A 13,121-nucleotide genomic window follows, 5' to 3' on the forward strand; every position below is an offset into this window, starting at 1 on the left:
AATATGCCCTGTGATACCAAGGGATCAGTCTGTCTTCATACTTTCAAGTTTCAGTTGATCAGCTTGAAGACGTCGCTTTCTGCTAGGTAATCCTTCTTTCCAGCAGGGGCTTCGATTGAGCCAAACGGCATTTCTGCTCGCAATTGCCAGCTGGCAGGGAGGTTGAATGCTTCGTGAATGGCGTCGTCAATCAGCGGGTTGTAGTGCTGGAGGCTTGCACCAATTCCCTGTTCGGCCAGGGCGGCCCAGACTGCCTGCTGGGCACCACCGATTGCTTGTTCTGCCCACGGGCCAAAGTTGGCGGCATAGGATGGAAACTGCTTTTCTAGCTTGTGAACGGTCTCCGTGTCAGTGAGGTAGAGGATTGTCCCGTAACCGGCACGGAAGCTGGCAATCTTTTTCTTGGTCTTCTGAAAAGCGGCGGGGTCCTTAACGATCTTCTGCAGTGTTTCTTCAACGATGTCCCACACCTTATCTGATGACTGGTTAAAGAGGACAACTGCCCGGACGGTTTGACTATTGAAGGCACTTGGTGAGTTACGGACAGTGGTCTTCACCAGGTCAAAGATCTCTTCAGGTTGGACGTTAACCTGGTCACCCAGAGCGTAAATGCTGCGCCGCTTAGCTAATAATTCATTTAATTTTGATTCCATAGTTAATTCCTCCTTGTTCGTCCATTTCACTTACTAATAGTAACCAGTATATTGAGATAATACAAGAGGGGAATTATTTTTCACCTGGTATAATTGATTAAAAAGCGGGGTGAGAAAATGAGTAAAGCAATCAAGGGTTGCCCAATTGACCAGACAATTCAAGCAATTGCGGGAAAATGGAAGGCGGTCATTATTCACGTTCTCCTACACACGCCGGTCTGTCGTTTTAGTGAATTACAGGAGAAATTGCCCGATTGCACACGGCGAATGCTGGCCCTTCAGCTAAAGAAATTGACGGCCGACGGGATTGTCAAGAAGCGGGTCTACGCAACGGTCCCCCCGAAAACTGAATACTCCTTGACAAGCCGGGGCAAGCAGCTGGGTCCCGTTATTGAAGGAATGCAGGACTGGGGAAAACAAGGCTAACCACTGTTGAAATCTTTTCCGTAAACTTGATAATTTATTAGTGATAAAAAATTATCAAGATGATATAATTTAATGTGAAAGAAGTATGTGAAACGTTTCACCACCCGTCGGAATAGGGTTTCACATGAGGAGGAAAAGATGGAAGCTAGTAAGAAGGCAATGTATTTGAAGGCCCTCCACAACGGGGTATCAGTCGCAACCGGGTGTACGGAACCCGTTGCGGTCGCTTTTGCCGTTGCCACTTGTGCAGAACAGTTAGGCCATGAGGAGCCCGCTAAAATTGCCGTTCGTGTATCGATGAATATCATGAAGAACGCAATTGCGGTGATCGTTCCGGGAACCGGGAAGCCCGGCCTTCCCGTTGCGGCGGCCGTGGGCTACCTGTTCGGTGATCCTAGCAAGGGGATGAAGGTGATTCCGGAAATCCCAGCCGCCGGGGTCAAGCAGGTTGCTGATCTGGCCTGCTCTGGCAAGATTCACGTTTCCCTGGCCGACGTCAAGGATAAGCTTTACGTTCAGGTGAAGGTTACCACCGTCAGCGGCAATATTGCAGAGGTTTACATTGCAGCGGACCACACGAACATTTACTGCATCAAGAAAAATGGGGCGGTGGTGTTTGAAAAGGACCGGCCGGCAGTTGATTCTTTGGCCGATTGGGAACTCTTCATGCAGCAGGGCCGGCTCCAGGAGATTTGGGACTTGGCAACAACGGCGCCATCAGAGAAGCTGAAATTTATCAAACTTGCCCAGGTCGATAACATGGCCCTGGCAAAGGAGGGGCTGTCGCATGACTACGGGATGCGGGTCGGCCGGGCGATGAATAACCCACAGAGTCTGGGCTACGACAATTCCCTGTTGAACCGGCTGGTGTCATACACCGCTGCCGCTTCGGATGCGCGGATGGGTGGTGCCCAGCTGCCGGCAGTTACCAATTCCGGTTCCGGGAACCAGGGAATTACGGCGACTGTCCCAGTGTGTGTTGTGGCCAAAGCGCAACGGGCGTCTGATGAGCAGTTGATCCGGGCCCTGGCCCTATCCCTATCCCACCTGACTGCGATCTATGTACACTCGTTTTTGCCGATCCTGTCAGCCTACTGTGCAACCCATGCCGCTGCGATGGGCGCCGCCACGGGAATTGCCTACCTGTTGAGCGACGACATCGAGGTGGCCGGTCGGGCAATTAAGAACATGATTGGCGATGCCGCCGGGATGGTTTGCGATGGGGCCGGCTGTTCCTGTGCTATCAAGGTGGCAACTTCTGTCCAGACGATGTTTAAGGCGGTCAACTTGGCCCTCCAAGGGGTGACGATTCCGGGGACTAATGGCTTGGTAAGCAACTCTGTTGACGAAACAATCCGTGGCCTCGGTGAACTAACCCGGAGTGGCTTGGCAGCCTCAGACCCCGTTATCTTGAAGATTATGATGGGTAAGGAAGAATGTAAGTAACTATAATCGGCACTTAGCCTTTAGATAGTTATAGATATTCCAATCACTAATAAGAATAGGATTGTTGCGCACCTGGTTTGGCGAAAACCCGGTGTGCTTTTTAAATTGGTTAGCAAAGTAAGCTTGGTCATTAAAGTGAAGTAGGGCCGCAATTTCTGAAACGTTCATGTTTGATGAAACGAGAAGGGTGATGGCACAGTTGATTTTTTCAAGAATCCGAAACTGGGTAAAGCTAATTCCCATCCACTTTTTAAACTGACTGGAAAAGTAGTTTGGTGAAATGTTGAGCTGCTTCGCTACTTCCGTAACCGTGATGTCTTCTTGGGGATTTGTTGATACGAGACGGTAGGCCCGGACAATTGTCGGTGGCATACCGGCGGTGATATCGTGCTTAACTTCTTTGCTGAGGTTGGTTAAATTATCTTCAATGCATTTAATGACGGCATGAAACGACTTTTGCTCTTCTAAACGGTGAACGTAGTAATCGTTCAGACTGTAAGCAAGTTCGAAGTTTATCCCGCTTCTTAAGGCTACCCGGATGTTGGTTGAAATAACAATGATGCCAAAGTCAATGATATTGCGTAATTCACCCTTATTGCTCAAAATGCCAATTCGCCCGGACTGGTATAAGCGGGTTAAGGCCGTATGAATTTCCGCTTGGTCGCCACAAAGGATAGCATTATTGATTTGCTTTTCAAAGGCGTAGTTAACATGGGCACCATTGTTGTTCAGACGGATGAAACTGCTCTTCTTAAAGCTTGTGTTGGTATAAACGGGTCGCCGGTAACGAAGCTGCAGTTTTTTAGAATTGATGTATGCGCCTAACAGGTTAATGCATAGGGCAATAACCATAATGAAACGATCCGCCGAGAAATGCTTTAGGTGGGCACTGCTGACTAAGAAAGGCTGGGGTGTCTTATCTTGGTCATTGGTGCTGATAATAACGGGTCCAATTACGTAGTAGTAATTGTGATGTCTAATAATAGCGGTGATAATATTTTGTCCCTTAAGTTTGTAAAAAGTAACGAGTCGTCTTTGCCTGCTGGTGAGGGCGAATTTTTTTGCATTGAACGTTCCCGCCAGTAAGTTATCCCGATCTTTTTCAATAGTCTGGCCGTTTCTGATGATACTGTAAGCAAAACTAGTTGTTCTGAGGTACTGACGTAATAGATTCATAAAAATCCCTCCGCTTACTTATATCCAAAAATTCGTAGGAAAATGCAAGATATCCCCGAATTGATTCTGCATAATTAAATACGTAAGCGCTTGCAGGTATTGCTACTATTTAATTTTACACAAAATGATTGGAGCTGTCATGAATGAAGATTTATGTTGATGCTAATGCGACATTTGACGGCAACGGTACTCAAGAACGACCTTTCAAGTTAATTAACGAGGCTGCCCAGGTTGCTGAACCTGGTGATGAAGTTCTCGTGTTCCCTGGTACTTACCGGGAAAATGTTAACCCAATTCATGCCGGAACAAAGGATGCCCGGATTGTTTACCGCAGTGTTGAACCCCTCAAGGCGACAATTACCGGAGCAGAAAAGGTAACTAACTGGGAAAAGTACAAGGGCAACGTTTGGGTTACCCGGATTAATAACAGTATTTTTGGTTCATATAACCCATATACGACGTTTGTTGTCGGTGACTGGTACTTCGGCCCAGTTGATAAGCACACCGGGGCTGTTTACATGAATAACATCCACTTCTATGAAACTACTTCGCTAGAAGATTGTATTAAGGGTGAAGTTTATGCCCGCTCATGGAATCCGGCAAATTCAGTTTACAAGTGGTACACCGAACAAGATGAGGACCGAAACGAGACGGTCATTTACGCTAACTTCCAAGGCAAGGATCCTAACCATGAAGACGTTGATATCAATGTCCGGCGGGAATGCTTCTGGCCAAAGAAGACGGGTGTTAACTACATCACTTTTGCCGGTTTCACCGTTAACAAGGCGGCTACCACTTGGGCTCCACCGGCTGCCTTTCAAGATGGAATGATTGGCCCTCACTGGTCAAAGGGCTGGATCATTGAAGACTGTGATATTAGCTTGAGTCGGTGTGCAGGAATTTCCCTTGGTAAGTATAAGGATCCTAATAATGACCACTACTTTACTTACAAACACATCAAGAGTCCAACCCAAATGGAACGGGAAGCCGTTTGTCGGGGACAATACGATGGTTGGCTGAAGGAAAAGATTGGTCACCACATCGTTCGGCGGTGTAACATTCACGATTGCGAACAAGACGGAATTGTTGGCCGGCAAGGGGGTGTCTTCAGTCTGATTGAAGACAACCACGTTCATCACATCAACAATATGCAGGAACTTGCCGGAGCCGAAATTGCCGGTATTAAGATGCATGCGGCAATCGATGTAATTTACCGGCGGAACCACTTTGACCACTGTACAATGGGCCTCTGGTGTGATTGGGAAGCTCAAGGAACCCGAATCACTCAAAACCTGTTTGACCACAACTATGCACCAGATGGTACTGCTCACCGCCTTAATGGAGCAATGGAGAGCCAGGATATCTGGGTTGAGGTTGGTCACGGGCCAACGCTGATTGATAACAACCTCCTGCTTTCTAAAGACTCCTTGAAGATTCCTACCCAGGGCCTTGGGGTGGTTAATAACTTAATTCTTGGCTCATTTACCTATGTTGGCACCGGGACGGATTATCCAGGCAAGGGCCCTGACCGTCAACGGTACACGCCATACCACATTCCACACCGGACTGAAGTAGCTGGCTTCTCGACTATTCTGCACGGGGATGATCGTTTCTACAACAACATCTTTGTTCAAAAGTGGGCTCCAGAAGCTAACCCTGAAGATAATGAAGAAGTTGGGACCTTTGTCTTTGATGACTACCCGACTTATGACGAGTGGTATGCACCGTTCAAACGCCTTGAAGGTACCTACGCCAAGGAAAACGATATGAATGATCTTCAGCCGTACCACCTGGGACACCTTCCAGTTTGGGCCGGCGGCAACGTTTACCTAAATGGTGCTAAGGCATGGAAGAAAGAAGTTAACAAGCTGGTTAACGACCATGACGAGGCCAAGGTTGACCTAGTTGAAAAAGACGGCAAGCCAGTAATTGAAACGAACGTCTACGACCTAATTGGTAATTATAAGACGAACATTATTAACTCAGATATCCTGGGAGAAGCATTCGAGCCAGAGCAACGGTTTGAAACGCCTGAAGGTGACGATATTCAAATCAGTGAAGACTACTTTGGCAACCACCGTGGTATTTCGACTATCCCCGGACCGTTCGCGTCAAGCGATGCAGTTGGCAAGACCCTCTGGAAAAAGTAGGGTCATTTGCTAAGTATTGAATGACGTGATTAAAAAGGGATGTGAAAAATATGGATAATTCGACCGAAAGAAAACCATGGCAAACGCCAACTAACGAAGAGCAGAAGAAGTTTCCAGTAAGAACCTGTATTGGAATTGTTCTGGGCTACTTTCTTTGGGTTGGCCCTTACCTTGGATTAGTTGGGGTTACAGTTCCCAAACTAGTCCAAGATATTGATCCGGCAACGAAGCAAAACGTTATTGCAACAATGTCTGCAGTTGCAATGATCGTGGCAACAATTTCAAATATTATCTGGGGTGGTCTTTCTGACCGGACCCGCTCACGTTGGGGACGGCGGACGCCATGGATAATTGTTGGTTCAATTGGTTCATTCATTAGTATTATTGCCTGGAGTCATGCTAAGACAGCATTTGGTGTTGTTGTCGGTGACTCTGTATATGTCCTTTTCCAAAATATGATTGTGGCGCCATTGGTCGCGGTAATTGCCGACCGGACCTCTGAACAATTCCGGGGCACGATGTCCGGGATGTATGCGTTAGGGACCGCTGCCGCACAAGGATTAGGACCAGTAATTGGTTCCCATTTCTTGTACAATAACACAATGGGCTTTTACGTTATGGCTACGATGACTTTAGTATCTGGGCCAATTGCGGCGCTGATTTTACACGAGCAGTCAACTAAGGATATGCCCGTTGAAAAGATTGATGGTTGGAAGGCATTTTCTGCTAACTTCGTCTTCCCAACCCATAACGCCCGTAATTTCTATCTAGCTCTATTTGGTAAATTTATGATTATCATTTCTCAATTTGCCATTTCGGGCTATACCCTATATATCTTTACTGACTACATTAAACTCAAGGGTGGCGCGGTTCAGCAATATGTTTCACTAATTTCGATAATTTTGATGATTACCGCGATTATCATGTCACTAATCTCGGGACCACTGGCCGATAAGATGAAGGTTCGGAAGATGCCCGTTATTACTGCTGGCCTGATCATTGCCTTAGGGGTATTTGTCCCACGGCAAACAACAAATACTTGGGGAATGTTAGCATACGCAGTGATTGCCGGAATTGGATTTGGAATGTACAATTCCGTGGATCAGGCGTTGAACATTGATGTATTACCAAACGAAAAGACTGCTGCTAAAGACTTAGGGCTGTTGAACATGGCAAACAGTGCCGGGCAGATTTTTGGCCCAATTGTTGCCGCAACGGCAATTAACATGGGTGGTTATGGATATATCTTCCCTGCAGCCTGTGTTTCAGCTGTTTTAGGTTCAATTTTGATCTTCTTCATTAAAGGAATTAAGTAACTGCAATTATTAAATAACTAACTTACGCATTATTTCACCGACTACCGACAATAGGTAGCCGGTGAAACTTTTTAAACACAGCAAAAAAACGACCAGGAACAATTTCCTAGTCGTCGAGTAGTAAAGGCTATATGAAGGGAGGGGGATCCCTTTATTTTGCCCACAAGAAGTTGATCAATGCCTGGTCAACCTGGTGGTTATTGTTGTGGAGCCGGCTGTGCTGGGCACTCTTGCAGTGCAGCTCAAGCTCCTGGTACGACCTTGCCCGGTTGGCAACCAGGTACTTCAACGACTTTGCCGAACTAACGGGGACGTCACCGTCGGAGTTAGAGCCGTTATCAAGGTTGCCGTAGATGTTTAACACCCGGGTATTACGGGGGAAGTTCTGCCGGAGACCGAGGAGGGCCTTAAAGCAGGGATCTTCCCGCGTCGGTTTACCCTCCTGGCTAACCGTACTTTCGGCCTTTGATTGACCGACTAGACCGTTATAGTGGCCAGCAATGGCAACCAGGTGGTTGATCTTCGGCAGGTGCCCGGCATTGTCATTGATGTAGTTGGCAATCTCCAGGTTACCCATCGAGTGCCCCACAAAGTTAAATGCCGGATAGTTACCGCGTTTCTCTAAGGCGTTGACTACGTTTCTGACGTAGGTGCCGCCGTGGTGGTAGCCTGCCGTGTAGTCATCCTGGTAGTGGCTAAGCTTATTATCAGCGAGGTTGACCTCCACGATGGGGTTGATTGCCCCCTTGGGGATGTTGCGGTCAAACGACACCTTTCCCTGGCGGTCGACGTTGGCGCGCACAATTGTCTTGGTCACGCCGGCACGCTGGGCGGCCCGGGCCATCTTATCTTCCGCTCGGGCACTGGAGCCCCAGCCGTGGACGAAGATGGTTGGCACGGTCGACTGCCGGTAGTACTGAATAGCCATCGCCCGGCTCGAAACGGTGAGGCAACAAAAGGCGAGGATAGTGGCTAATATTGTAATTAGGGGAAATCTTTTCAAAATTCTCACATCCGTATCAATTAATTAAGGTGGTCATTGAAAAAGCTTTGAATCTTAGCAAACGGAATCTTATCAACTTGGTCGTACAGATCAATGTGTTCACAGTCGTCAACAATGTACTTTTCCTTTGGCCCCTTGGCTAAATTATACGCCCGTTCGGAGAAGGCGCGGGAGTGGGCCCGGTCACCAAAAACAAACAGGATTGGCCGCGGGGAAATCTCGTCAATGTAGTCGAGGGCGGAGAACTGCACCATTGCCAGGTTAGAAGTGGTGGTAAAACCGCCCCGGGCATTGGGGTGAAAGCCCCGGGGAACAGCGTAGAAGCGGAACCATTCGTTGTTGATCGGGTCCATCTTCGGGAGGTCATCAACCGACGGGTAGGGGTGGTCAGGGAATGACGGCTTGTATTCCGGCTGCCCATTGGCAAAGTCCGCCCACCGCTGGTTAGCCAATAATTGGTCCTTGCTGGGCTTCATCATGCCGCGGATATCCGTGATGTCGTACATCGAAGCGGTAACCACAGCCTTGATTCGGGGGTCAACGGATGCTGCGGAAAGGGCAAAGCCGGCAGAGCCGCAGATCCCGATAACCCCGATCCGGTCCCGGTCAACAAAGGGCACCTGGACTCCAAGGTAGTCAACGCTAGCGCTAAATGATTCGGCAAAGAGCTCTGGGGATGACACGTGGCGTGGCCAACCACCGGATTCACCCATGAAGACCTGGTCAAAGGTCAGGACCACAAAACCCCGCTGGGCGAGCTCGTTAGCGTAAACCGCCGGACCCTGTTCCTTTACCCCACCGTAGGGCGCACCCACGATTAAGGCCGGGTACTTTCCTGCTGTCCGTTCCTTTGGGGAGTACAGGTCAGCCGCAATCTTGATCCCGTAGCGGTTTAAGAAGCTGACGTGGTCGCGGTGGACGTTTTCATTGAGTTCGGTAATGTATCGTAATGACATAGGTTAGACCTCCTTTATTTTCTTAATGATTTTTGCGGGAACCCCGGCGACAACGGTGTTAGCTGGGACATCCTTAGTGACGATGGCCCCCGCCGCAACAACCGCGTTTTCGCCGATGGTTACTCCTGGTAAGATGGTGGCGTTGGCCCCAATCCAGGCGTTAGTGTCCACCTTGATTGGCTTGAGCTCAAGGTTGCGGCGGTCGGCCGGGTCGAGGGGGTGGTTGACGGAGACAAGGGTGGCGTTGGGACCAATCAGGACCCGGTCCGCTAATTGGATGCCGCCAAGGTCCGTGAAGGTGACACCGCTATTGATAAAGACGTTTTTCCCAATTTGAAGGTGGCGTCCAAAGTCGGTATAAAAGGGCAGGCGAATTTCAACGGACGGGTCAATTGCCTGCCCCGTGATTTTCGCAACGACCTGGCGAACCTCTTGGTTGGTGTGGACGCCAGTGTTGAGCGCCTGAACGAGGGGCTGGTTAGTGGCGACCACCTGGGCAATTTTTGGGCTTGTGGCTTTCATGCTAGTTGTCATCCATTGACTCTCCTTTCTGGTTATTATTAGGATAAACAGTTGGCGTGTCAGTGTAAAATACTTATAATATATGGGAAAGTATAAGTATTATGCATGGGAGGATTGAAGATGGAAGTTCGGGTACTCCGTTATTTCAATGAGATTGTCCGGGAGGGGAATATTTCCGGTGCGGCGCAGGTCCTTCACATCTCGCAACCGGCCCTTTCCCGCCAGATGAAGGAACTAGAAAATGAGTTGGGGGTCACTCTCTTTGAGCGGGGGCACCGGCAAATCAAACTTACTCAGGAGGGATCCTACCTCTTTGACCGGGCCCAGGAAATTACCACCCTGGTGGACCGGACTACTGACCAGCTGCAGAAAAAGGCGGTGGTGAGTGGTGTCATCAACATCGGTGCGGGCGAAAGTCGGGCCGTCCAACCCGTGATGGCCTGTATCGAACACATCATGGCCAAGTTTCCCCAGATTCGCCTCAACCTGGTGAGCGGGGACAGTGAGTTTTTGCGCCACCAGCTGGACACGGGCTTGATTGAGTTTGCCATCCTGATGGGGCACGAAAACTTGATTGAGTACAACACCATGCCCCTTAGCGGGGTTAACCGTTGGGGAATCGTCATTGCGGCCGATTCGCCACTGGCACAAAAGAAGGCCATTACCCCTGAGGACCTGGTTGGCCAGCCACTGATGACGTCAGGGCAAACCATGCGCCAGGATACCTTTCGCCAGTGGGCGGGGATGGCACTGAACCACTTCAACTTTGTTGGTCAGTATAACCTGGTCTTTAACGCGGCCCTGCTGGCCAAGACCGGTGCGTGCGCGGTAATGACTTATGAGGGGCTAATTAAAACCCAGGCAGAGGATAACCTGGTCTTTCGGCCTCTCACCCCGGCGCTAGTTGATCAAAATATTTTAGTTTGGCGCAAGGATAACCGCCTGCCAAACGTCGGCAATATTTTTATTAAGGAAATGAAGGAGATCACCCATGATCAAAATTAGTAATGTTCAACAAGCAGACCTGCCCGCGGTAGTCGCAATTGAGCGGGCGGGCTTCAGTCCTGCCGAGGCTGGGACCCCGGCAGCCTTCCAGGACCGGCTCAACAAGTTGCCGGATACCTTTCTAGTAGCCAAGGATGGGGACCGGGTAGTCGGTTTCATCGTCGGCCCGGCAGTTAATACCCGGGTGATCGACGACCAGATGTACGAAACAGCCCCGCCTAACCTGCCTACGGGCGGCTACCAGCTGGTGCTTTCACTTGCGGTGGCCCGCCTACCGGGGAAAGGGCGTTGGCAGCAAGCTCTTGGACGCCCTGGCGCGGGTAGCCCGGACAAGCAAGCGGGAGGCAATTGTGCTAGACTTCCTGGCCAAAAACGTTCCCTTTTACGAACACAACGGTTTTTACCAGGAGGGGGTGTCACCTTCTAGCCATGCGGACGAAACCTGGTTAACCATGGTTGAGGACTTGTAACTTTCCCTTAAGGCTGAGCAGAAAGCGTGCTTTTTATGCCGGCCCCGGTATAGTTAAACTACCAAAAGAATGGAAAAGGGAGGAAACCGGTATGGCAAAGACGTTCACTAAGGAAGAGTTACAAAAGTATGATGGCCAGGATGGCCGCCCCGCGTACATCGCAATCGATGGCAAGGTCTATGATGTTTCCGAAGATGCCTCCTGGCAGGGTGGCAAGCACCACGGATATACGGCGGGCCAGGATTTGACGAAGCCATTAAAAAGACGGGTAGCCCACGGTGACAGTGTCTTACCGGGGATCCCCGTTGTTGGTGATTATATTGGTTAGGTTAACGAAAGAGGCTGGGAGAAAACTTGGTTTTCTCACCAGCCTCGTTTAGTTCTCCGAATATTACACAGTAATCGCGGAAAAACCAAATAGGCTTGCTCCGCGTCGAAGCGTGCTCCTAGTGTATAGCGCCGCGAAGCAAGTCCATTGATTACGGACGATCGTTGGCCCGTACCGTGCCAACGATCGTCCTATACTAGCCATACGGAGCACTCTGAAGCTTTTTTCCCAGCTTCATTCAGGAGGTGTATATACCGGCAGAGCTAGCCCCAAACTTCGGTGGCGATTTCCTTAACGAGGGCGACTTTCTTCCATTGTTGTTCCTCAGTAAGGATATTTCCTTCCTCAGTTGAGGCAAAACCACACTGGGGGCTTAGGCAGAGGTGGTCCAACGGGTGGTACTTTGCTGCCTCATGGATCCGGTCGATGATGGTCTGCTTGTCTTCCAGCTGGCCAGACTTGGACGTGATGAGCCCTAAGACAACGTACTTATCATCAGGAACCTTGGCGAGGGGTTCAAAGCCACCAGCACGGTCGGAGTCGTATTCCAGGTAAAAGGCCTGCACGTTTTCCTGGGCGAGGAGGGTGTCAGCGACGGGACCATAGCCACCCGCGGCAGCCCAAGTTGAGTGGTAGTTTCCCCGGCAAACGTGGGTGTTGACCGTTAAGTCCGCCGGCAGGTCCGCAATGGCGGCGTTGTTTACTTTCAAGAACCGTTCTTGGAGTTGCTTCAGTGCAGATGTATCAGCGTTGGGGTCCTTCTTCTTAAGGTTGGCAAAGTTGTTGACGGAGATTCCCCAGGTACAGTCATCAAGTTGGAGGGTTCGGCAACCAGCGGCGTAGAGGTCCTCAATTACTTGGTGGTAGGCGGCCGCAACGTCGTGGTCCAGCTCTTCAACGGAAGCGTAGTTGTCCTTAACGCTGGCCTGGTTTTCGGGCCGGATTAACTCTTCTAAAAACTGAGCTGGTGCGGGGATGGTTTGCTTGACCTGGACCCCAGCAGGAACATGGTCCCGGACAAACTTGAAGTAGTTGACAAAGGGGTGGTTTTCACCGCTGATTTTGCCCGCTACCTGGGCGGAATCGTTCCGGGTCTCTTCGTCATGGAAGAAGTACCCGTGCTTCAGGTTAACGTGCTTGACCCCTTGCAGCCCCCAGAAGAAGTCGAGGTGCCAGTAGCTCCGCCGAAATTCACCGTCCGTGACGGCCTGTAGTCCGGCCGCAACTTCCTTTTGAATTAATTCATTGATGCACTTGTCCTCCACGGCGGTCAGGTCGGCCGGGCTAATTTCGCCTGCCGCAAACTTAGCCCGGGCGTCCTTTAATGCTTGGGGACGGAGAAAGCTACCAACAACGTCGTAGCGGAATGGGGAAACAGTTCGTTTTGTGAATTCAGTCATAATAATCGATCCTTTCGTATGCGGTGGGTTCTGGTGCGGAGCAAATAAAAAACGTCCCTAGGAAAAGCACTATGCCTTTCCTAGGGACGTCAAGCTAATCATTAGTTAACGTGTTACCACCCTAATTTGAGTCGGCCTCACAGCCAACTCCTCAGTAGGTACACCCGGAGGTAAACCTAGACGTTATATCGGACGTCACTCGTGGGTAGCTCAAGGCTGGCTCGCCACCCGAACATTGCTCCAAGACCATCTTCAACAGGTCTCGCCATC

13 protein-coding genes are annotated in these 13,121 nt (G+C 50.0%); 7 read left to right on the top strand and 6 right to left on the bottom strand.

Annotated elements, in window-relative coordinates; genetic code table 11:
• Positions 1-50 precede the first annotated feature (50 nt).
• Positions 51-653, bottom strand: coding sequence for a nitroreductase family protein (locus tag FD32_RS02080; RefSeq protein WP_047769481.1), 603 nt, complete (start codon positions 651-653; stop codon positions 51-53).
• Between the two features lie 117 nt (positions 654-770).
• On the opposite strand from FD32_RS02080, the gene FD32_RS02085 reads away from it, so the two are divergent.
• Together FD32_RS02085 and FD32_RS02090 are read left to right on the top strand one after the other, a co-directional pair.
• Positions 771-1,079 carry a winged helix-turn-helix transcriptional regulator gene (locus FD32_RS02085; RefSeq protein ID WP_047769482.1) on the top strand — a complete coding sequence of 103 codons (309 nt, stop codon included), beginning with the start codon at positions 771-773 and terminating at the stop codon, positions 1,077-1,079.
• Between the two features lie 138 nt (positions 1,080-1,217).
• Entirely contained in the window at positions 1,218-2,525 is a 1,308-nt protein-coding gene (locus FD32_RS02090; RefSeq protein WP_047769479.1) for an L-cysteine desulfidase family protein, read from the top strand.
• Here FD32_RS02090 and FD32_RS02095 read toward each other — a convergent pair whose 3' ends face one another.
• Positions 2,526-3,701 carry an AraC family transcriptional regulator gene (locus FD32_RS02095; protein ID WP_047769477.1) on the bottom strand — a complete coding sequence of 392 codons (1,176 nt, stop codon included), beginning with the start codon at positions 3,699-3,701 and terminating at the stop codon, positions 2,526-2,528.
• Positions 3,702-3,844: 143 nt separating this feature from the next.
• On the opposite strand from FD32_RS02095, the gene FD32_RS02100 reads away from it, so the two are divergent.
• Together FD32_RS02100 and FD32_RS02105 are read left to right on the top strand one after the other, a co-directional pair.
• A complete protein-coding gene (locus tag FD32_RS02100; RefSeq protein WP_047769475.1) occupies positions 3,845-5,851 on the top strand; it encodes a right-handed parallel beta-helix repeat-containing protein in 2,007 nt (668 codons plus the stop codon).
• 50 nt (positions 5,852-5,901) lie between these two features.
• Positions 5,902-7,167, top strand: a complete 1,266-nt coding sequence (locus FD32_RS02105) for an MFS transporter (protein ID WP_047769473.1) — start codon at positions 5,902-5,904, stop codon at positions 7,165-7,167.
• A gap of 151 nt (positions 7,168-7,318) precedes the next feature.
• Here the strand turns inward: FD32_RS02105 and FD32_RS02110 are convergent, their stop codons facing one another.
• Genes FD32_RS02110 through FD32_RS02120 form a run of 3 tightly spaced genes read right to left on the bottom strand, consistent with a single transcriptional unit; the run spans position 7,319 to position 9,660 of the window.
• Positions 7,319-8,170 (bottom strand): alpha/beta hydrolase, encoded by an 852-nt coding sequence (locus FD32_RS02110; RefSeq protein ID WP_047769471.1) that lies wholly within the window; start codon positions 8,168-8,170, stop codon positions 7,319-7,321.
• A gap of 20 nt (positions 8,171-8,190) precedes the next feature.
• The gene (locus FD32_RS02115; RefSeq protein ID WP_047769469.1) at positions 8,191-9,126 is read right to left on the bottom strand and encodes an alpha/beta hydrolase; all 936 of its coding nucleotides are present in this window, start codon (positions 9,124-9,126) and stop codon (positions 8,191-8,193) included.
• A gap of 3 nt (positions 9,127-9,129) precedes the next feature.
• Positions 9,130-9,660 (bottom strand): DapH/DapD/GlmU-related protein, encoded by a 531-nt coding sequence (locus FD32_RS02120; RefSeq protein ID WP_047769467.1) that lies wholly within the window; start codon positions 9,658-9,660, stop codon positions 9,130-9,132.
• A 108-nt stretch (positions 9,661-9,768) separates the two neighbouring features.
• Between FD32_RS02120 and FD32_RS02125 the strand changes: the two genes are divergently transcribed.
• The 3 genes from FD32_RS02125 (at position 9,769) to FD32_RS02135 (ending at position 11,451) form a co-directional block, all read left to right on the top strand.
• The gene (locus tag FD32_RS02125) at positions 9,769-10,653 is read left to right on the top strand and encodes a LysR family transcriptional regulator (RefSeq protein WP_047769465.1); all 885 of its coding nucleotides are present in this window, start codon (positions 9,769-9,771) and stop codon (positions 10,651-10,653) included.
• A 302-nt stretch (positions 10,654-10,955) separates the two neighbouring features.
• Positions 10,956-11,123: an N-acetyltransferase gene (locus FD32_RS10480; RefSeq protein WP_420804889.1), complete on the top strand. Its 168-nt coding sequence runs from the start codon at positions 10,956-10,958 to the stop codon at positions 11,121-11,123.
• A gap of 91 nt (positions 11,124-11,214) precedes the next feature.
• Complete coding sequence (locus tag FD32_RS02135) at positions 11,215-11,451, top strand: cytochrome b5 domain-containing protein (RefSeq protein ID WP_047769463.1); 237 nt, start codon at positions 11,215-11,217, stop codon at positions 11,449-11,451.
• Positions 11,452-11,714: 263 nt separating this feature from the next.
• Here FD32_RS02135 and FD32_RS02140 read toward each other — a convergent pair whose 3' ends face one another.
• A complete protein-coding gene (locus FD32_RS02140; protein WP_047769458.1) occupies positions 11,715-12,851 on the bottom strand; it encodes a 5-methyltetrahydropteroyltriglutamate--homocysteine S-methyltransferase in 1,137 nt (378 codons plus the stop codon).
• Positions 12,852-13,121: the final 270 nt, after the last annotated feature.

Origin of the sequence: Limosilactobacillus panis DSM 6035 (assembly GCF_001435935.1) — a bacterium.
GTDB lineage: Bacteria > Bacillota > Bacilli > Lactobacillales > Lactobacillaceae > Limosilactobacillus > Limosilactobacillus panis.

What these genes read in the sequence shown, in the direction of transcription:
- FD32_RS02080 (WP_047769481.1), bottom strand. Translation starts at nt 653, where the DNA reads ATGGAATCAAAATTAAATGAATTATTAGCTAAGCGGCGCAGCATTTAC.
- FD32_RS02085 (WP_047769482.1), top strand. Translation starts at nt 771, where the DNA reads ATGAGTAAAGCAATCAAGGGTTGCCCAATTGACCAGACAATTCAAGCA.
- FD32_RS02090 (WP_047769479.1), top strand. Translation starts at nt 1,218, where the DNA reads ATGGAAGCTAGTAAGAAGGCAATGTATTTGAAGGCCCTCCACAACGGG.
- FD32_RS02095 (WP_047769477.1), bottom strand. Translation starts at nt 3,701, where the DNA reads ATGAATCTATTACGTCAGTACCTCAGAACAACTAGTTTTGCTTACAGT.
- FD32_RS02100 (WP_047769475.1), top strand. Translation starts at nt 3,845, where the DNA reads ATGAAGATTTATGTTGATGCTAATGCGACATTTGACGGCAACGGTACT.
- FD32_RS02105 (WP_047769473.1), top strand. Translation starts at nt 5,902, where the DNA reads ATGGATAATTCGACCGAAAGAAAACCATGGCAAACGCCAACTAACGAA.
- FD32_RS02115 (WP_047769469.1), bottom strand. Translation starts at nt 9,126, where the DNA reads ATGTCATTACGATACATTACCGAACTCAATGAAAACGTCCACCGCGAC.
- FD32_RS02120 (WP_047769467.1), bottom strand. Translation starts at nt 9,660, where the DNA reads ATGACAACTAGCATGAAAGCCACAAGCCCAAAAATTGCCCAGGTGGTC.
- FD32_RS02125 (WP_047769465.1), top strand. Translation starts at nt 9,769, where the DNA reads ATGGAAGTTCGGGTACTCCGTTATTTCAATGAGATTGTCCGGGAGGGG.
- FD32_RS02135 (WP_047769463.1), top strand. Translation starts at nt 11,215, where the DNA reads ATGGCAAAGACGTTCACTAAGGAAGAGTTACAAAAGTATGATGGCCAG.
- FD32_RS02140 (WP_047769458.1), bottom strand. Translation starts at nt 12,851, where the DNA reads ATGACTGAATTCACAAAACGAACTGTTTCCCCATTCCGCTACGACGTT.